The 17,651-nt window shown below is 67.2% G+C and carries 18 protein-coding genes; 9 read left to right on the top strand and 9 right to left on the bottom strand.

Features of this window, described 5'->3' with window-relative positions; all coding sequences use genetic code 11:
- Positions 1-86: 86 nt before the first annotated feature.
- From AC1Q5B_RS14200 to AC1Q5B_RS14185, 4 genes are all read right to left on the bottom strand, one after another.
- On the bottom strand, positions 87-833 hold the full coding sequence (locus AC1Q5B_RS14200; RefSeq protein ID WP_492632254.1) for a cytochrome c1: 747 nt from the start codon (positions 831-833) through the stop codon (positions 87-89).
- The gene (locus AC1Q5B_RS14195) at positions 826-2,085 is read right to left on the bottom strand and encodes a cytochrome b (RefSeq protein ID WP_492632253.1); all 1,260 of its coding nucleotides are present in this window, start codon (positions 2,083-2,085) and stop codon (positions 826-828) included. Before AC1Q5B_RS14195 ends, AC1Q5B_RS14200 begins: the two co-directional genes overlap by 8 nt.
- A 3-nt stretch (positions 2,086-2,088) precedes the next feature.
- A complete protein-coding gene (petA, locus tag AC1Q5B_RS14190) occupies positions 2,089-2,700 on the bottom strand; it encodes a ubiquinol-cytochrome c reductase iron-sulfur subunit (RefSeq protein WP_162339299.1) in 612 nt (203 codons plus the stop codon).
- Positions 2,701-2,865: 165 nt separating this feature from the next.
- Complete coding sequence (locus AC1Q5B_RS14185; RefSeq protein WP_492632252.1) at positions 2,866-3,762, bottom strand: lytic transglycosylase domain-containing protein; 897 nt, start codon at positions 3,760-3,762, stop codon at positions 2,866-2,868.
- Between the two features lie 220 nt (positions 3,763-3,982).
- Here AC1Q5B_RS14185 and miaB point away from each other — a divergent pair, with 220 nt between their 5' ends.
- Positions 3,983-5,419, top strand: a complete 1,437-nt coding sequence (gene miaB, locus AC1Q5B_RS14180) for a tRNA (N6-isopentenyl adenosine(37)-C2)-methylthiotransferase MiaB (protein ID WP_492632251.1) — start codon at positions 3,983-3,985, stop codon at positions 5,417-5,419.
- Positions 5,420-5,425: 6 nt separating this feature from the next.
- Here miaB and AC1Q5B_RS14175 read toward each other — a convergent pair whose 3' ends face one another.
- Genes AC1Q5B_RS14175 through AC1Q5B_RS14155 form a run of 5 tightly spaced genes read right to left on the bottom strand, consistent with a single transcriptional unit; the run spans position 5,426 to position 9,524 of the window.
- Positions 5,426-5,857 carry a hypothetical protein gene (locus tag AC1Q5B_RS14175; RefSeq protein ID WP_492632250.1) on the bottom strand — a complete coding sequence of 144 codons (432 nt, stop codon included), beginning with the start codon at positions 5,855-5,857 and terminating at the stop codon, positions 5,426-5,428.
- 33 nt (positions 5,858-5,890) lie between these two features.
- Positions 5,891-6,976 (bottom strand): ABC transporter permease, encoded by a 1,086-nt coding sequence (locus tag AC1Q5B_RS14170; RefSeq protein WP_492632249.1) that lies wholly within the window; start codon positions 6,974-6,976, stop codon positions 5,891-5,893.
- Positions 6,973-7,899, bottom strand: a complete 927-nt coding sequence (locus tag AC1Q5B_RS14165) for an ABC transporter ATP-binding protein (RefSeq protein ID WP_492632801.1) — start codon at positions 7,897-7,899, stop codon at positions 6,973-6,975. Before AC1Q5B_RS14165 ends, AC1Q5B_RS14170 begins: the two co-directional genes overlap by 4 nt.
- Before the next feature lie 13 nt (positions 7,900-7,912).
- The gene (locus AC1Q5B_RS14160) at positions 7,913-8,872 is read right to left on the bottom strand and encodes an HlyD family secretion protein (protein ID WP_492632248.1); all 960 of its coding nucleotides are present in this window, start codon (positions 8,870-8,872) and stop codon (positions 7,913-7,915) included.
- The gene (locus AC1Q5B_RS14155) at positions 8,862-9,524 is read right to left on the bottom strand and encodes a TetR/AcrR family transcriptional regulator (RefSeq protein WP_492632247.1); all 663 of its coding nucleotides are present in this window, start codon (positions 9,522-9,524) and stop codon (positions 8,862-8,864) included. The genes AC1Q5B_RS14160 and AC1Q5B_RS14155 overlap by 11 nt, the downstream gene beginning before the upstream one ends.
- 144 nt (positions 9,525-9,668) lie before the next feature.
- Here AC1Q5B_RS14155 and AC1Q5B_RS14150 point away from each other — a divergent pair, with 144 nt between their 5' ends.
- The 8 genes from AC1Q5B_RS14150 to corA all read left to right on the top strand — a co-directional run bounded on the left by AC1Q5B_RS14150 (position 9,669) and on the right by corA (position 17,601).
- Complete coding sequence (locus AC1Q5B_RS14150; protein WP_492632246.1) at positions 9,669-10,013, top strand: hypothetical protein; 345 nt, start codon at positions 9,669-9,671, stop codon at positions 10,011-10,013.
- A 31-nt stretch (positions 10,014-10,044) separates the two neighbouring features.
- Positions 10,045-11,031 (top strand): PhoH family protein, encoded by a 987-nt coding sequence (locus AC1Q5B_RS14145; protein WP_492632245.1) that lies wholly within the window; start codon positions 10,045-10,047, stop codon positions 11,029-11,031.
- Positions 11,032-11,121: 90 nt separating this feature from the next.
- Positions 11,122-11,610 (top strand): rRNA maturation RNase YbeY, encoded by a 489-nt coding sequence (gene ybeY, locus AC1Q5B_RS14140; protein WP_492632244.1) that lies wholly within the window; start codon positions 11,122-11,124, stop codon positions 11,608-11,610.
- Positions 11,611-11,614: 4 nt separating this feature from the next.
- Positions 11,615-12,199, top strand: coding sequence for a hypothetical protein (locus AC1Q5B_RS14135; RefSeq protein WP_492632243.1), 585 nt, complete (start codon positions 11,615-11,617; stop codon positions 12,197-12,199).
- Positions 12,200-12,238: 39 nt separating this feature from the next.
- On the top strand, positions 12,239-13,114 hold the full coding sequence (locus tag AC1Q5B_RS14130; protein WP_192270016.1) for a CorC family transporter: 876 nt from the start codon (positions 12,239-12,241) through the stop codon (positions 13,112-13,114).
- Complete coding sequence (locus tag AC1Q5B_RS14125; RefSeq protein ID WP_492632242.1) at positions 13,107-14,285, top strand: lipoprotein N-acyltransferase Lnb domain-containing protein; 1,179 nt, start codon at positions 13,107-13,109, stop codon at positions 14,283-14,285. The genes AC1Q5B_RS14130 and AC1Q5B_RS14125 overlap by 8 nt, the downstream gene beginning before the upstream one ends.
- A gap of 45 nt (positions 14,286-14,330) precedes the next feature.
- On the top strand, positions 14,331-16,367 hold the full coding sequence (locus AC1Q5B_RS14120) for a glycoside hydrolase family 97 protein (protein ID WP_492632241.1): 2,037 nt from the start codon (positions 14,331-14,333) through the stop codon (positions 16,365-16,367).
- 220 nt (positions 16,368-16,587) lie between these two features.
- Positions 16,588-17,601, top strand: coding sequence for a magnesium/cobalt transporter CorA (corA, locus tag AC1Q5B_RS14115; RefSeq protein WP_492632240.1), 1,014 nt, complete (start codon positions 16,588-16,590; stop codon positions 17,599-17,601).
- The last annotated feature ends 50 nt before the right edge of the window (positions 17,602-17,651 follow it).

Genomic DNA, 17,651 nt, shown 5'->3' with positions numbered 1-17,651 from the left:
GGAAAAAGCCAAGCAACCCCGCCAGGCTTTTCCCTTGCCGGGACAGGCCTTCCGGCCCGCCTCCGTGGCGTCGGACGCGACGCCTTTTAGTGGACGTCCTTCCAGTACTCCTGCTTCAGCAGGTAGGCCAGGAACGTCAGCGCCGACAGGAACAGGATCACCCACACGCCGATGCTCTGACGCTTCAGGGCCGCCGGCTCGCCGACATACTCCAGGAAGTTGGTGATGTCGCGCGCGGTCTGGTCGAACGCCCGCGCATCCTGACGGCCGGCCTGCGTGACCTTCAGGCTTTCCACGTGGCGCTCGCCGGTGGCCGGATCGGGCTGCCCGAACTCGGCGTGCTGCAGGCCCTGCAGCTCCCACAGCGGGTTGGGCATGGACGCGTTGGGGAACAGCTTGTTGTTCCAGCCCAGCGGACGCGACTCGTCGAGGTAGAACGACTTGAGGTAGGTGTAGATCCAGTCGCTGCCACGCACGCGCGAGATCACGCTCAGATCCGGCGGCATCTTGCCGAACCACTTGGCGGCGGGATCGTGCGGCATCGACACCTGGATCTGCTCGCCGAACTTAGCGCCGGTGAAGTTGAGGTTCTTCATCACCTCGTCTTCGGTCAGGCCCAGGTCCTCGGCCATGCGCGAGTAGCGCATGTACTTCAGCGAATGGCAGCCGGAACAGTAGTTCATGTACAGCTGCGCGCCGCGCTGCAGCGAGGCGCGGTCGCCCAGGTCGTTGCCGGCCTGGAGCGTGGCGCCGCCGCCGGCGGCGAACGCGGAAAACGAGATCAGCAACCCGCTGGCGAAGACAGCTAGGCGAGAGGCGAAAGTCTTAGTCATGCGTCGTCACCCGCTCGGGCACTGGCTTGGTCTTGTCGATCTTGGTCCAGATCGGCATGGTCAGGAAGAACAGGAAGTAGAACGCGGTCAGGAAGCGGCCGACGATGGTTTCCACCGGATCCGTACCCGGGCCGGCACCGATCTTGCCCAGCCAGACGAAGCAGATGGCGAACACGCCCAGCAGCACCTTGGACAGCACGCCGCGGTAGCGGTAGGACTTCACCTTGGCGCGGTCCAGCCACGGCACCAGGAACAGGATCGCGATGGCGCCGAACATCACCAGCACGCCGCCCAGCTTGTTGGGCACCACGCGCAACATCGCGTAGTAGGGCGTGTAGTACCACACCGGCTTGATGTGCTCCGGCGTGACCAGGCGGTTGGCTTCGGAGAAATTGTCGTGTTCCAGGAACCAGCCGCCCATCGCCGGGGCGAAGAACACGATGAACGCCGCGATGATCAGGAAGCCGCCGACGTAGAAGCCATCCTTGACGGTGTAGTACGGATGGAACGGCACGCCGTCCGCCGGCGCGGTCGGCGACCAGCGGTTGCCCTTCGGGCCCTTCTTGATCTCGACGCCGTCGGGGTTGTTCGAACCGACTTCATGCAGCGCGAAGATGTGCAGCACGACCAGCAGCAGCAGCACCAGCGGCAGCGCGATGACGTGCAGGGCGAAGAAGCGGTTGAGCGTGGCGTCGCTGGGCAGGTAGTCGCCCATGATCCACTCGGTCAGGCCGTTGCCGATCACCGGGATGGCGCCGAACAGCGAGATGATGACCTTGGCGCCCCAGAACGACATCTGGCCCCACGGCAGCACGTAGCCCAGGAAGGCTTCGGCCATCAGCACCAGGTAGATGAGCATGCCGAGGATCCACACCAGCTCGCGCGGCTTCTGGTACGAGCCGTACATCAGGCCGCGGAACATGTGGATGTAGACGACGATGAAGAACAGCGAGGCGCCGGTGCTGTGCATGTAGCGGATCAGCCAGCCCCACTCCACGTCGCGCATGATGTATTCGACCGAGGCGAAGGCTTCCGCCGCGCTCGGCTTGAAGTGCATCGTCAGGAAGATGCCGGTCAGGATCTGGTTGACCAGCACCACGATCGACAGCACGCCGAAGATGTACCAGATGTTGAAGTTCTTGGGCGCGTAGTACTCGCTCATGTGCTTGCGGTACACGGGCATGAAGCCCGGCGCGCGCGCGTTGAACCAGTCCATCACGCCATCGGCGGTACGGGTAATGATGTTCGCCATGGTTTACGCGCCCCCTTGCGGATCGAGGCCGACCACGATGGTGTTGTCGTCCTGGTAGAAATGCGGCGGCACCACCAGGTTGGTCGGCGCGGGCACGCCCTGGAACACGCGGCCGGCCATGTCGAAGCGCGACTTGTGGCAGGGGCAGAAGTAGCCGCCCTTCCAGTTCGGATCGTACGGCTCCGGCTTGATTTCGGCGGCCATTTCCGGCGAGCAGCCCAGATGGGTGCACAGGCCCACCAGCACGGAGATCTCCGGCTTCAGCGAGCGCGTTTCACCGGTGATGTAGGACGGCTGCTGGTCCTTGTTGGCCGACTGCGGATCGCGCAGGTTCGCGTCCAGGGTCGGCAGTGCGTCCAGAATCGCCTTGGAGCGCTTGACGATCCAGATCGGTTGGCCGCGCCACTCCAGGATCAGGCGCTGGCCTTCCTGCAGGCCGGTGAGGTCGGCGGTCACCGGAGCACCGGCCAGCTTGGCCCGTGCGCTCGGATTCCACGACTTGATAAAAGGTACTGCTGCAATACCGGCACCCACTGCACCCACCACAGCGGTGGTCGCAGTCAGGAACCGGCGTCGGCCTGTATTCACAGGCCCATTGACCCCATCGATGGCCATCCGGCACTCCGCAAAACAATAGGTAGCTAAAAAGGCTGCCAAGGCCACACCCCAGTCACCGGTGCGGGCCGCAAAAGACGGCAAAGTGTAACGGATGGCTTAATGAGCCGACAACGGCTGCCGTGGAATCAATGGCTTGCAGGCGCCCGGAGGTGCCGTCGCGGCTCAGCGCGCGGCGACGGCCTGGCGGTAGCGGTCGGCCAGCACGGCGACGCGTTCGACGTAGCGCTGGGTTTCCTTGTAGGGCGGCACGCCACCATGGCGATCCACCGCGCCTTCGCCGGCGTTGTAACCGGCGGCGGCCAGGGTCAGGTTGCCGTTGAAGCGCTTCAGCAGCCACGCTAGGTACTGTGCGCCGCCTCGGATGTTCTGGCCGGCGTTGTAGGAATCGGTCACGCCGAAGCGGCGCGCGGTGGCCGGCATCAGCTGCATCAGCCCCTGCGCGCCGGCATGCGACAGCGCCAGCGGGTTGTAGGACGACTCGGCATGCATGATCGCGCGCAGGATCGACTCCTCGACACCGAACTCGCGCGACGCTGCCGCGATCTCGGCCTGGTAGGCGGAGGTGTTGAGGCGCAGCCGGCCGAAGTCGACACCCGGATTGCCGCAGGCAAAGCAGGTCTCGATATAGCTGTACTTGATGGTGCGCAGGCTGGCGACCTGGGTGCCGCCCTGCGGACGAGCGCTGGTGTAGTGCCGCACGCCGTCCTTGATATAGGAATAGACCTGACCGCTGACCACGCGGCGCGGACCAGCGGCTGCCGGCGGAGTCGCCGGGGCGGCCGCGGGAACGATGGCGCTGGCGGAATCCGACAGGGCGGGCGTGGTGGCTGCCCCGAGGGCGGGCGTCGCTTCGGCGGGACGGGACACGGACGCGACCTGGGCCGGGCGGCTACGGTCCGGGGTGTAACGGCTGACGATCTCGCAGCTGGCGCCGCTGACGCGCTTGCTGACATAGGCCGGCACACCGTCCGCGCCGGTGCACTTGTACAGCGTGCCCGCGCTGGCCGGCAGTGCGGTCAACGCGGCCAGCACGGCCAGAAGCGTCAGAGTCCCCCTCATGCCGCGCAGTGTCCCGAATTCCCGGGTGATTGCCAAGTCCTTGTCCAACAAAGGTTTCCTCCAATCTGTGCGGCGGGTCGGAGTTCGACGCATCGGTGGCACGGCAGCCCCGGTCGAGGCCTGATACCCGCTATCAACGCCATCCGGTCCGGTTACCGGCCGCCGCGACGGGCGCGTAAACTACGCGACCCCGCCCGCCCACCCGACTGGATTAAGCGCCATGACCGGGACGCAAGCCCCCGACCTGCCGACCACGGCCGGCCCTGCCGTGACCGACCCCGCCCTCGTCCCCCTGCCCGTCGGGCGTCCCCGCGTGCCCGACCAGGTGCGCGGCAAGCTCTACATCAAGACCCACGGGTGCCAGATGAACGAGTACGACTCGGCCAAGATGGCCGACGTGCTCGCCGCCTCGGATGGGCTGGAGCTGACCGACAACCCGGAAGAAGCCGATGTGGTGCTGGTCAATACCTGCTCCATCCGCGAGAAGGCGCAGGAGAAGGTGTTCAGTCAGCTCGGCCGCTGGAAGGCGCTGAAGAACGGCGGCCGCGACGTCATCATCGGCGTGGGCGGCTGCGTGGCCTCGCAGGAAGGCGAAGCCATCGTCAAGCGCGCGCCGTACGTGGACCTGGTGTTCGGTCCGCAGACCCTGCATCGCCTGCCGGAGCTGATCCGTGCGCGCCGCGAGCAGAACAGGCCGCAGGTCGACATCAGCTTCCCCGAGATCGAGAAGTTCGACCGCCTGCCCGAGCCGCGGGCCGAGGGCCCATCGGCGTTCGTGTCGATCATGGAAGGCTGCTCCAAGTACTGCTCGTTCTGCGTGGTGCCCTACACCCGCGGCACCGAGGTCAGCCGACCGTTCGAGGACGTGCTGGTGGAAGTGGCGCAGCTGGCCGCCCAGGGCGTGCGCGAGATCAACCTGCTCGGCCAGAACGTCAATGCCTATCGCGGCCCTTACGGCGACGGCGAAGTCGCTGACCTCGGCCTGCTGATCCGCACCATCGCCGAGATCGACGGTGTCGGCCGCATCCGCTTCACCACGTCGCACCCGCTGGAATTCAGCGATTCGCTGGTCGACGCCTACCGCGACGTGCCGCAGCTCGCGAACTTCCTGCACCTGCCGGTACAGGCGGGCAGCGACCGCGTGCTATCGGCGATGAAGCGCGGCTACACGGCGCTGGAGTTCAAGCAGAAGATCCGCAAGCTGCGCGCCGTTCGCCCCGACATCTCGATCAGCTCGGACTTCATCGTCGGCTTCCCCGGCGAGACCGATGCCGATTTCGAGAAGACGATGAAGCTGATCGAGGACGTCGGCTTCGACCAGAGCTTCAGCTTCATCTACTCGCGCCGCCCCGGAACACCGGCCGCCGACCTCGAAGACGACACGCCGGACGCGGTGAAGCATGCGCGCCTGGAGCGCCTGCAGCAGCACATCAACGCCCATGCGGCCGGCATCTCGCAGCGCATGGTCGGCACGGTGCAGTCGGTGCTGGTGGAAGGCCCTTCGAAGAAGAATCCGAACGAGCTGACCGGCAAGACCGAGAACATGCGCTCGGTGAACTTCCCCGCGCATCCGCGCCTGATCGGGCAGTTCGTCGACGTGACGATCACCGAAGCCCTGTCTAACTCGTTGCGCGGCCGGATCGTCGGGGCAGATTGAGGATCCCTAGCCGACGGCGGGCAAAGGCACGCCGTCGCGCTCGTTGTCCCAGATCATGTGGATGATCTTCCAGCCGTCCTCGCCCTTGTAGAGCTGGATGCTGTTGATGCCCCGCCGCTCCGGCACGGCATCGTCCGGCGCATGGCGCGCTTCGTACGCGCTCCAGACGTGGGCGATGTTGCCGAACACGCGGATCTCGCGCCCGGTCTCGACTTCGAAGAAGTCGACGTTCGCCAGCAGTTCGTCCGCGTTTGCGCGGTACTCCGTCAGTGAGAACGACAAGCGCCACGGCTTGCCTTGCGCATCCACCCCGGTGCGGATCTGCCGGCAATCCGCATGGAAGACCACGTCCTGCGTGGACCAGTCGCGCGGACCGGCCCGACCCGAGATCATCGCGTACATCGCGTCCACCACCGTGCCGATCTCCGCCTCGTCCATTGCCGACTCCACTCCGGATGAATCGCCAGCCTATCAGTCCAGCCGCTTGCGGAAGCGCAGGATCGCCGCCGACATCATCACCGCGGTGAAGCCCAGCAATGCCAGCACATCGGCCCACAGTTCCCAGAGGCTGGCGCCACGCAGCATCACACCCCGGATCAGGCGCAGGAAATGCGTCAGCGGCAGCGCCTCGGCGATCCACTGCACGACCCTGGGCATGCCGGCGAACGGGAACATGAAGCCGGACAGCAGGATCGACGGCAGGAAGATGAAGAACGTCATCTGCATGGCCTGGAACTGGGACTGCGCGCGCGTGGAGATCAGCAGGCCCAGCGTCAGGTTGGCCACGATCAGCAGGCACGCGGCGATATAGGCATGCAGCAGGCTGCCGCCCAGCGGCACCTGGAACAGCCACATGCCCAGCGCCAGTACCACCGTCGTCTGCACCAGGCCGATGGCCACGTAAGGCAGGACCTTGCCGATCATCAGTTCGGCGCTGCTGACCGGCGTGGCGATCAGCAGCTCCATGTTGCCGCGCTCGCGTTCGCGCACGATGGCCACGCCGGTGAACAGCACCATCGTCATCGTCAGGATCACGCCGATCAGGCCCGGCACGATGTTCACCGCCGAGCGGCGTTGCGGATTGTAGAAGCCGACCACGCTGATGGTCCGGGTCGCCAGCGGGCTGCTGCTGCCGTCCAGCGGCATCTGCGCCAGCTGTGCGGCGGCGCTCTGCACCGCGTTGTCGCTGCCGTCGACGAAGATCTGCACGGCCTCGCGACCTTCCGCGCGGCGGCGTTCGTAATCGGGCGGGATCACGATCCCGATGCTGATCTCGCCCCGCCGCATTGCCTCGACCAGCTCCTGCGGCGTCGCCGCTTCCCGTTCCGGCCTGACCACGCCGGTCGCGACGATGTCCATCACCAGCGCGCGCGACGCCGATGTGCGTGCCTGATCGGCAATGCCGGCCGACAGGTCGCGCAGATTGGTGTTGATCGCGTAGCCGAACAGCAGCAGCTGCATCACCGGGATACCGACGATCATCGCCAGCGTGATGCGGTCGCGGCGCATCTGCCGCAGTTCCTTGACCATCACGGCCATCAGGCGGCGCAGGTTCATGCGGCCTCCTCGCGTGCCGGTTGGCCGCGCGTGGCGGAGACGAAGACATCTTCGAGATTGGCCTGCGATGCCGACACGCCCGCTTCGATGCCTGCGCCCCGCAGGCCCTGGGCGATGCGCGCGGCGGCATCGCCGTTTTCGGCCAGCAGCACGCGCAGCACATTGCCGATCTGCGCCACGCTGAGCACGCCGGGCAGGCCCACCAGCACCTTCTGCGCCCGACGCGGTTGTGCGGCCTCGACGACCAGCGTGCGCCCTGCCAGCTCGCCGGTCAGTGCGGCGGGAGTTCCGTCCGCCACCAGCACCCCACGGTCGAGGATCGCGATGCGATGGCAGCGCTCGGCCTCGTCCATGTAGTGCGTGGAGACCAGCAGCGTAGTGCCGGCATCGGCGAGTTCGAACAGTTTCTCCCAGAAGTCGCGGCGCGATTCCGGATCGACCGCGCTGGTCGGCTCGTCGAGCAACAGCAGTTCCGGTGCATGGATGACCGCGCCGGCCAGGGCGAGCCGCTGCTTCTGGCCGCCGCTCATGGTGCCGGCCAGTTGCTTCTGACGGTCCTTGAAGTGGTACTGCTCGACCAGGTCGTCGATGCGCCGCGTTGCCTTGGCGCGCGGAATGTCCTGTACGGCGGCGAGGAACTCCAGGTTCTCGCGCGCGGTGAGGTCTTCGAACAACGAGAACTTCTGCGTCATGTAGCCGATGCGCGCACGCAGCTGCTCGGCCTGCTCGGGTATGGGCAGACCCAGCACATCGATCTCGCCCGCCGTCGGCGTCAGCAGGCCGCACAGCATGCGGATGGTCGTGGACTTGCCGGAGCCGTTCGGGCCGAGGAAGCCGTAGACGTTTCGCTTGGGAACATCGAGGTCGACGTCGTCGACAGCGACCAGCGCGCCGAAGCGCTTGGTCAGCCCACGCACGCGGATCGCCAGGCTGTCGTCACGGGCCGCCATCGGACACCACCTGCAGCGGCGCGCCGACCGGCAGGTCGGCCGCCTCCTTGCCAAGGCTGATCTCGGCCAGATAGCTGAGCCGCGCCGCGTCCTGGCCGGTCAGCGCGAAGTACGGGGTGAAGCTGGGTTCGCTCCGGATCATCCGCACCCGGCCCAGGTAGGCTTTTTCCTGTCCATCGAGCCGGACCTGCACCGTATCGCCGATCTTGAGCCGGTTGCGCAGCGCCTGCGGCAGGTAGACGCGCGCATGCGGCGCCTCGCCGACCAGCAGTACCGCGAGCGGAGCGCCCACCGGTGCCTGGTCGCCCAGCTTGTACGGCAGGCTGTCGATGCGGCCGGCACGCGGCGCGACGACGTTGAGCTTGTCCAGCGTCACCGCCTGCACGCTGGCCTGCGCCTCGGCGGACGCGACGGCCGCCGCGCCCTGCGCGACCTGCTCGCTGCGCGTGCCGCGCTCCAGTTCCAGCAACGCCGCGTGGGCCAGCCGTACCTGCGCCTGCGCGCTCTGCGACGCCGCGCGCGCGCGGTCCACCTCGGACGCGGCCACCAGTTGCTGTCGCCCGAGCGGCTGCAGGCGTGCGTAGTAGGCATCGGCATCGCGTGCCTGTGCCTGGGCGGCGGCGAGGCTGGCGCGCGCCTGCGCGATGTCCTCGGGGCGCGGACCGGCGCGCAGTTCCGCCAGGGCTTCGCGGCTCTGCGCCGCCTGCGCCTGCGCGGCGGCCAGTTGCGACCGCGTGCGCGTGAGCTCGAGTTGCAGCAAGGGCGCGCCGGCGGCGACCTGCTGGCCTTCACGTACATCGATGCGCACGATCTTCTCGGCCACCGGCGACGGCAGCGTCACCCGGTCCCATTCCAGCGTGCCCAGCGCCTGGGGTGCGTCCGCCTTGCAGCCCGCCAGCACGATCAGCGCGGTCGCCAGTGCGGCGCGGATGGGTTCATTTCGCATGGTCCAGCTCCAGTCCGCGATCCAGCAGTACCAGCGTGTGCCGGCGCAGGTCGTCGAAGTCGATGTCGTCGGCGCCGAACAGCTGGCGCCAGATCGGTGCGCTCGCCATCGGGAACATGGTCAGCCCGATCAGCGACACCATCAGCAGGCGCGGGTCGAGGTCGGGATTGAGTTGCCCCGCCTGCTGGGCGGCGGCGAAGCGGCCCGCCATCATCTTCGGCAGCAGTGGACCGACCTGGTGGATCATCATGTCGCGCAACGCGCCGCCCTCGCAGAGGATTTCGCGTACCCACAGCGTCGGCAGCCACGGATGCTGCTGCACCACACCGGCGATGCCGTGCACGAAGCCGGCGACCAGCGCCGCCACATCGCCATCGCCGGCCTGCATCACCGGAGCGCGCATCTGCGCCACCACCGGCAACAGCCGCTCCGCCACCACGGCCTGCTGCAGTTGCGCCTTGTCGCCGAAGTAGTAGTGCACCAGTGCCGGGGTCACATTGGCCTCGCTGGCGATGTCGCGCAGCGAGCTGGCGGCAATGCCCTTCCTGGCGAAACAGGCCAGCGCGGCGTCGAGCAGCGTCGCGCGCAGGTCGGCCGACTCGGCCGTGGGACGGCGCCCGCGTGCGCGCTTGCGGGGAACGGGATCCGGCACGGGGCGCGATGCGCACGGAGGGGCTGGCGGTGGGGATGTCTTCATGGCTTTATTTAATTTTCAATTTAATTAAATCTCAACCCCCGTCTGACGGACGGCGTTGATGCGGCTTTCCCGGGCTGCGGGTTACCCTGCCGGCCCGTCTTGCAATCGCCAGGAATCGCCGCCATTTCCCCCGACAGCCCGCGCCTGTGGGTATTCACCCTGGAAGCCCGTCCGCTGCACGACAGCCCCGATTTCGCCGAGGCCGGTGGCGCCTTCATCACCTGCTACCTCCGACCCGGCTTCGTCCCGGACCCCATGCATCGCGCGATCGAATTCGTCCGTGCGCAGGGGTGGGAAGTGATCGCGGTGGAGGACGAGCCGCTGCAGATCGCGCGCCACGAGGCACCCGAAGGCGACCATTTCGACCAGGCCCTCGTCGATGATGAGGTCTACGTTTTCCACCAGTGGCCGGTCGACGACGCGGACGACCAGACCCGCCACTGATTCCACGCCACGAGATCCCTGCTCCCGCCCCATGACTGCTCCCAGCCAACACGAATTCACCCTGCAGCCCGAGAACGTCGAGCGCCTCGCCAACCTGGCCGGGCCGTTCGACGCGCACCTGCGCCAGATCGAACTGCGCCTGGGTGTGGAGATCGCCAACCGCGGCGCCATCTTCCGCGTCACCGGGCCGGAGAAGTCCGCCGCCGCCGCCGAGAAGCTGCTGCACGCGCTGTACGACGAGACCGCCAGCGAGACCTTCGACAGCGAGGCCATCCACCTGCGCCTGAATGCAGCCAATGTCGACCGTGTCGCCGAGGCCGACTACGCCCCGCAGGACGTGGCCATCAAGGTCAAGCGCGGCACCGTGCGCGGTCGCGGCGCCAACCAGGCCAGGTACCTGCACGCCATCGCCACCCACGACATCAATTTCGGCATCGGCCCGGCCGGTACCGGCAAGACCTTCCTGGCCGTGGCCAGTGCGGTCGAGGCATTGAACGAATCGCGCGTGCAGCGGCTGATCCTGGTGCGTCCGGCGGTCGAGGCCGGCGAGAAGCTCGGCTTCCTGCCCGGCGACCTGACCCAGAAGGTCGATCCCTACCTGCGACCGCTGTACGACGCGCTCTACGAGATGCTCGGCGTGGAGAAGGTGGTCAAGCTGCTGGAGAAGAACGTCATCGAGATCGCACCGCTGGCCTACATGCGCGGCCGCACGCTCAACGACGCGTTCGTCATCCTCGACGAGGCGCAGAACACCACCATCGAGCAGATGAAGATGTTCCTGACGCGCATCGGCTACGGCAGCACCGCCGTCGTCACGGGCGACCTGACCCAGATCGACCTGCCCAAACACCAGAAATCCGGTTTGAAGGACGCCCTGGACGTACTGCGCGGCGTGGACGGCATTTCGTTCAACTTCTTCACCAGCCGCGACGTCGTGCGGCATCCGCTGGTGGCGAAGATCGTGCGGGCTTACGATGCGCGGGATGGCAAGGATTCCGAAACGGGTCCCGCCGCCTGATTCCCGTAGCGTCGAGCTTGCTCGACCGCTCATGAGATCGGCATCCGGCAAAAGGCCGTCGAGCACGCTCGACGCTACAAAGGCATACCCATGACCCAAGGCCCCGTCCGCCTCGAAGTCTCCGTCAACTACGCGTTGCCGCGCGCGGGTATCCCGTCCGCCGTGAGCTTCCGCAAGTGGGTGGCAGCCGCGTTGAAGGGCCGCATCCGCGAGGCCGACCTGGCCATCCGTATCGTCGACAGCAAGGAAGGCCGCGCGCTCAACCGGCATTACCGGGGCCGGGACTACGCGACCAACGTGCTCAGCTTCCCGGCCGAAATGGCCGAGGGCGTCAAGCTACCGAAGGGCGTGAAGATGCCGTTGCTCGGCGACCTGGTGATCTGCGCGCCGGTGGTCGCGCGCGAGGCGAAGGAACAGAAGAAGCCACTGGCGTCCCACTACGCGCACATGACCGTGCACGGCACCCTGCACCTGCTGGGCTGGGACCACGAGGACGACAAGGAAGCCGAATGCATGGAACAGCTCGAGCGCGAGATCCTGGCCGAACTCGGCATCGCCGATCCGTATGCGGAAGACTGAGCGCATGACGCGACGCCTGATGCTCGCGCCGCTGCTGGCGCTCTGCCTTCCGCCGTCCGCCGCCGCGCAGGCCGAGAGGCCCGACCTCGCCGCCCTGATCGAGTGCCGCGGCGACCTGGGCCAGCTCGGCGCGCTGGCGCCCCTGCTCGAGGATCCGCTCAAGGCGGTCGCGATGGGTTGGGAGCCGTTGCCGCAGGCGAACATGTTCATGAGCGAGTATCGCCTGCTCAACGCGGTGCGCGTCTTCGGGCACGACACGGACCACGTCGCCTTTTCCGGCAGCGGCATCATCGCCGTGCTCGATCTGCCCGATCCGCGCCCGCTTGCCCGTCAACTGGCGCTGGAAACCGCCATCGACACCCCTGCCAAGGCCATGTTCGGCAAGGAGGTCCGCAGCGAGGAAGTCCGCGATCCGGCGACGGGCAAGGTGTGGATCGACTCCGCCGTACTGAACGTCAGCAACGTGTCCTCGCACCCGGGCAAGACGCTGGCCGGCTGCAGCTACAGCATGGACCTGCCCGAGGACGACGCCGAAGAAGACGGCGGGGACGGGGCATCGCCGCCTGCGCCGGCCATCCAACCGGGTTAGACTGGCCGCCACGCCCCGTGGGGCGCATATTCCCCCGAGATGTCAGAAGACGACAGTACCCTCGCGCCGGAAGGCTCCGACAAGCCGTCGGAGAAACGGCGCACTTGGCTGGACCGCCTCAGTTCGGCGTTCTCCGGCGAACCGAGCACACGAGACGACCTGGTGGCCATCCTGCGCGACGCGCAGTCCGACGGCCTGATCGCAGGCGACACCCTCAAGATGATGGAAGGCGCCATCGCGGTCGCCGACCTCACCGTGGGCGACGTCATGGTGCCGCGCGCGCAAATGGTCTCGCTGCCGGTGGAAGCGCGCTTCCTCGACCTGATGAAGGACGTGGTGGAATCCGGCCACTCCCGCTTTCCGGTGCACGGCGAGAACAAGGACGAGATCCTCGGCATCTTGCTGGCCAAGGACCTGCTGCGCGGCGTCGTGGCCGACAACGGGCCGGGCAGCGTGCGCGAACTGCTGCGGCCGGCGGTGCTGATACCGGAATCGAAGAAGCTCAACCTGCTGCTGAAGGAATTCCGGCTGTCGCGCAACCACATGGCGATCGTCGTGGACGAGTACGGCGGTGTAGCCGGCCTGGTCACCATCGAGGACGTGCTGGAGCAGATCGTCGGCGAGATCGACGACGAGCACGACGAAGCCGAGGACGGCGCGGCGCTGATCGCGGCGCAGGCCGATGGCCAGTTCGTGGTCGATGCGCTGACACCGATCGCCGACTTCAACGAGCGCTTCGGCGCCGACTTCCTAGACGACGAGTACGACACCGTCGGCGGCCTGATCACCGCGGCCATCGGCCACCTGCCGGAGACCGGCGAGGAACTGACGCTGGGACGCTTCATGTTCCGCGTGGCCCGCGCCGATGCCCGCCGCGTGCATGCCTTCCACGTCGGAGTGCTGGCCGATGCGTAACGCAGCCGCGCGCCTGGCGCTGCTGGGCGTGCTGTGGCTGCTGGCGTCCGCCGCCTGGGCGGCGCCGCGGATCGGCGTGGCGACGATGGCGCCGGGCGAGGTGTTCTTCGAGCGCTTCGGCCACAACGCCATCGTGGTGGTCGACCCCGCCAGCGGCGATGCGATCTCGTACAACTTCGGCTTCTTCGATCCGGGCGAAGCCGACTTCGTCGGTAACTTCGCCCGTGGCCATATGATGTATTACCTGGTCGCGCTGCCGTTCGAACAGGACCTGATGCAGTACCGCGCCAGCGGGCGTGGCGTGTCGCTGCAGTGGCTGGACATCGAGCCGGCACAGGCACAGGCCCTCGCGGACGCGTTGGCCGAGCGGGCCAGGCCCGAGAACGCGCGCTACCGCTACGACTACTTCACCTCCAACTGTTCGACGCAGGTGCGCGACGCGCTGGATGCCGCGCTCGGCGGCAGGCTGAAGTCGCAGCTGGCGGGCCGCTCGCGCGGCAACACCTTCCGCAGCGAGGCGGTGCGCCTGGCCTCGCCGGCGACGTGGATGTGGCTGGGCTTCGACCTGGGCCTTGGCCCGAATGCCGACAAGCCGATGTCGCGCTGGGAAGAGGCCTACGTGCCGATGCGCCTGGCCGATAGCCTGCGCGAAGCGAAGAATGCGGCCGGACGCCCGCTGGTGCAGTCCGAAATGCAGTTGCTGCCGCACCGCATCGCCGCCGAACCCGCGGAAACGCCGCGCCGCTGGCTGCCGTGGCTGGGCGCGGGCGTGCTGATCGCGATCGTTCTCGCCGTCGCCGGCCGGCGCTGGCCGCGTGCCGTGGCCGGCATCGCGGTGCCGTTCTGGCTGCTGTGTTTCATCGGCGGCGCCCTGCTGGTCTATCTGTGGGGCTTCACCGAGCACTGGGCGGCATGGGCCAACCGCAATCTGCTGCTGCTGAATCCGCTGTGCGTGCTGCTGGTGCCCGGCGCAATCGCCGTGTTGCGCCGCCGCACGCCGCCGGTGTGGTTCGGCTGGCTGGCGACCGCCATCGCGATGGGTGCGCTGGTCGCGTGGTTCCTGCACTGGCTGCCGTTGCGGCTGCAATACAACCAGACCTGGATCGCCCTGCTGCTGCCCGTGCACCTGGCGCTTGCATACGTATTCATGCCCCGACGCTTGTCGCACTGAGCCACGCCACGCACGATGCGGCCCTCTGCCTATCGCGAGGGTCGCATGCCCCGTTTCCTCTCCACGCTTGTCGTGCCCCTGACAGTCTTGTTCGCCGTCGCTGCCTCCGCGCACGCCGGACCCGGCCCACGCATCGCCTCGCCCGACGGCTCCATCGTCGTCGAGTTGTCCACCGACAACGACGGCCGTCCGGCGTACGCGGTCTCGCGCAAGGGCCAACCGGTCATCACGCCGTCGCGCCTGGGCTTCCTGTTGCTCGATGCGCCCAAGTTCGAGCGCAACATCGAGATCGTGCAGCCGCGCACGCGCAGCTTCGACGAGACCTGGGAACAGCCCTGGGGCGAGCGCCGCTTCATCCGCAACCATTACAACGAATTGACGGTCACGCTGAAGGAGAAGGCGAAGCCCTTCCGCCGCTTCGACGTGGTGTTCCGCGTGTTCGACGATGGCGTCGGCTTCCGCTACCGGTTCCCGAAGCAGGCCGGACTGGAGCAGGTGAAGATCGGCGAGGAACTGACCGAGTTCTCGCTGGCCCGCGACGCGACGGCGTGGTGGATCCCGGCCGGGGAATGGAACCGCGAGGAGTACCTGTACCACCGCACGCCGGTGCAGCAGGTCGGCGACGCGCAGACGCCGATCACCTTCAAGTTCGACGACGGTACCCATCTGTCGATCCACGAGGCCGCGCTGGTCGACTACAGCGGCATGAACCTCACCCGCGTCGAAGACCGCCGCCTGAAGGCCGACCTGACGCCGGGCATCGGCGAAGGCAAGGTGGTTCGCGCGGCACCGTTCGACACGCCCTGGCGCACGCTGCTGCTGAGCGATGATGCAGCCGGCCTGGCGATGTCCAGCCTGACCCTCAACCTCAACGAGCCCAACGCGCTCGGCGACGTGTCGTGGGTGAAGCCGATGAAGTACGTCGGTGTGTGGTGGGAAATGCACCTGGAGCTGAAGAGCTGGGCGTCCGGACCGAAACACGGCGCTACCAACGAGAACGTCCGCAAGCACATCGACTTCGCCGCCAGGCACGGCTTCGGCGGCGTGCTGGTGGAAGGCTGGAACGTGGGTTGGGATGGGGACTGGTTCGGCAACGGCGAAGACTTCAGCTTCACCCGGTCGTATCCGGACTTCGACCTGGAAGCGCTGAGCGCGTATGCGCGTTCGAAGAACGTGGTGCTGATCGGCCACCACGAAACCTCCGGCAACGCCGCGCACTACGAAGAGCAGATGAGCGACGCCTTCGACCTGTATCAGCGTGTCGGCGTGCCGGCCGTGAAGACCGGCTACGTGGCCGACGCCAGCCAGGCCAAGGTCACCGGCACCGACGGCAAGCGCCACTACGCGTGGCATGAAGGGCAGGACATGGCGCGCCACCACCTGAAGGTCGTGACCGAAGCCGCCAAGCGCCATATCGCCGTCAATCCGCACGAACCGATCAAGGACAGCGGCCTGCGCCGCACCTATCCGAACTGGATCACCCGCGAGGGCGCGCGTGGCATGGAGTTCAGCGCGTGGGGCCAGCCCGGCAATCCGCCGGAACACGAGGCCAACCTGGTGTTCACCCGCCTGCTGGCCGGGCCGATGGACTACACGCCGGGCATCTTCGGCATGAAGACCCGCTCCACCGATGGCATCGCGACCACCTGGGCCAAGCAGCTGTCGCTGTACGTGGTGATCTACAGCCCGTTGCAGATGGCGGCCGACCTGCTGGAGAACTACGAGAAGAACCCGGCGCCGTTCCAGTTCATCAAGGACGTGCCGGTGGACTGGGACGACACCCGCGTGCTGAACGGCGAAGTGGGCGACTACGTCACCATCGCGCGCAAGGAGCGCGGCGGCGACAACTGGTACCTGGGCTCGCTGACCGACGAAGATGGTCGCACGCTGACCGTGCCGCTCTCCTTCCTCGACGACGGCCGCCGTTACACCGCGCAGATCTACCGCGACGGCGACCAGGCGAACTGGAAGACCGCGCCGCAGGACATCGTGATCGAGGAACGCAGCGTGACGCGTGGCGACACGCTGACGCTGAAGCTCGCACCGGGTGGCGGGCAGGCGATCCGCTTCGTGGCGCAGTAGCGATGTAGCTTTCTGTAGGAGTGACGCGAGTCGCGACCGCGGAGGCGCGGCGTCCGAGGACGCGGACGGTACACGGATCCTGCGGAGGCATTGACACGCCTTCCGCTGGATCCGTGCATGGCAATTCCAAGGACCTTCATTGCCGCGGTCGCGACTCACGTCGCTCCTACAGGGGCACTCAGGCTTGTCGGAAGCGGCGGCGTGGCGCACGATTCACGCCATGAATGACGTCGCCCACATCGAATCCAAACCCGCCCTCCCCCAGTGCGTGATCAACTGCGTGGTCTACGACAAGGGCGGCAAGCGGCGCGACATCGGCCTGGACGAGATCAGCGACGTGCTGGCCGTCGACGACGGCAGTTTCATCTGGGTGGGCCTGTACGAACCGGCCGACACGATCCTCGAGAAGCTGCAGGAGGAGTTCTGCCTGCACGACCTCGCGGTGGAGGACGCGCAGAACGCGCACCAGCGTCCGAAGCTCGAGGCCTACGGCAATTCACTGTTCGTCGCGGTGCATACCGCACAGGTGGTGGACGACCGCATCAAGTTCGGCGAGACCCATGCCTTCCTCGGCCCGCGCTACCTGGTGACGGTGCGCCATGGCGCGTCGCTGTCGTACGCGCCGGTGCGCGAGCGCGTGCAGCGCGAACCGGAGCTGCTCGCGCTCGGTCCATCGTACGGGCTGTATGCGGTGCTGGACTACATCGTCGACAACTACCGGCCGATCATCGACCAGTTCAAGCGGACACTGGACGCGCTGGAGAAGGACATCTTCGCCGACACCTATCGCCGGGTGACGGTGGTGAAACTGTACGAGCTGAAGCGCGAACTGACCCAGATGCGGCTGGCGGTGGCGCCGCTGCAGGACGTGCTGGCGCAGCTGACGCGCTCGCAGAGCGCGCTGATCCCCGAGGAAGTGCGGCTGTACTTCCGCGACGTGCAGGACCACGTGCTGCGGGTCAACGAGTACACCGACACGCAGCGCGAGATGCTGACCACCGCGCTCAGCGTCAACCTGTCGCTGGTGACGCTGGCGCAGGGCGAGATCGTCAAGCGGCTCGGCGCCTGGGCGGCGCTGCTCGCCGCGCCCACGCTGATCACCAGCTGGTACGGCATGAACTTCAAGCACATGCCCGAACTGGGTGGCCGCTTCGCCTACCCCCTGCTGATCGCCGGCGTGGCGCTGACCTGCTACGGCCTGTACCGCCTGTTCAAGCGCTCGCGCTGGCTCTGATGCCCCTACGCCGGCGGACTGCGACCAAAGTCGAAGCCTGAATCGGACAT

The sequence above is a fragment of the Pseudoxanthomonas sp. GW835-FHT14C01 genome (assembly GCF_058793715.1).
This window is presented reverse-complemented; position numbering and strand designations above follow the sequence as displayed.

What these genes read in the sequence shown, in the direction of transcription:
- AC1Q5B_RS14200 (WP_492632254.1), bottom strand. Translation starts at nt 833, where the DNA reads ATGACTAAGACTTTCGCCTCTCGCCTAGCTGTCTTCGCCAGCGGGTTG.
- AC1Q5B_RS14195 (WP_492632253.1), bottom strand. Translation starts at nt 2,085, where the DNA reads ATGGCGAACATCATTACCCGTACCGCCGATGGCGTGATGGACTGGTTC.
- petA (WP_162339299.1), bottom strand. Translation starts at nt 2,700, where the DNA reads ATGGCCATCGATGGGGTCAATGGGCCTGTGAATACAGGCCGACGCCGG.
- AC1Q5B_RS14185 (WP_492632252.1), bottom strand. Translation starts at nt 3,762, where the DNA reads ATGAGGGGGACTCTGACGCTTCTGGCCGTGCTGGCCGCGTTGACCGCA.
- miaB (WP_492632251.1), top strand. Translation starts at nt 3,983, where the DNA reads ATGACCGGGACGCAAGCCCCCGACCTGCCGACCACGGCCGGCCCTGCC.
- AC1Q5B_RS14175 (WP_492632250.1), bottom strand. Translation starts at nt 5,857, where the DNA reads ATGGACGAGGCGGAGATCGGCACGGTGGTGGACGCGATGTACGCGATG.
- AC1Q5B_RS14170 (WP_492632249.1), bottom strand. Translation starts at nt 6,976, where the DNA reads ATGAACCTGCGCCGCCTGATGGCCGTGATGGTCAAGGAACTGCGGCAG.
- AC1Q5B_RS14160 (WP_492632248.1), bottom strand. Translation starts at nt 8,872, where the DNA reads ATGCGAAATGAACCCATCCGCGCCGCACTGGCGACCGCGCTGATCGTG.
- AC1Q5B_RS14145 (WP_492632245.1), top strand. Translation starts at nt 10,045, where the DNA reads ATGACTGCTCCCAGCCAACACGAATTCACCCTGCAGCCCGAGAACGTC.
- ybeY (WP_492632244.1), top strand. Translation starts at nt 11,122, where the DNA reads ATGACCCAAGGCCCCGTCCGCCTCGAAGTCTCCGTCAACTACGCGTTG.
- AC1Q5B_RS14135 (WP_492632243.1), top strand. Translation starts at nt 11,615, where the DNA reads ATGACGCGACGCCTGATGCTCGCGCCGCTGCTGGCGCTCTGCCTTCCG.
- AC1Q5B_RS14130 (WP_192270016.1), top strand. Translation starts at nt 12,239, where the DNA reads ATGTCAGAAGACGACAGTACCCTCGCGCCGGAAGGCTCCGACAAGCCG.
- AC1Q5B_RS14125 (WP_492632242.1), top strand. Translation starts at nt 13,107, where the DNA reads ATGCGTAACGCAGCCGCGCGCCTGGCGCTGCTGGGCGTGCTGTGGCTG.
- AC1Q5B_RS14120 (WP_492632241.1), top strand. Translation starts at nt 14,331, where the DNA reads ATGCCCCGTTTCCTCTCCACGCTTGTCGTGCCCCTGACAGTCTTGTTC.
- corA (WP_492632240.1), top strand. Translation starts at nt 16,588, where the DNA reads ATGAATGACGTCGCCCACATCGAATCCAAACCCGCCCTCCCCCAGTGC.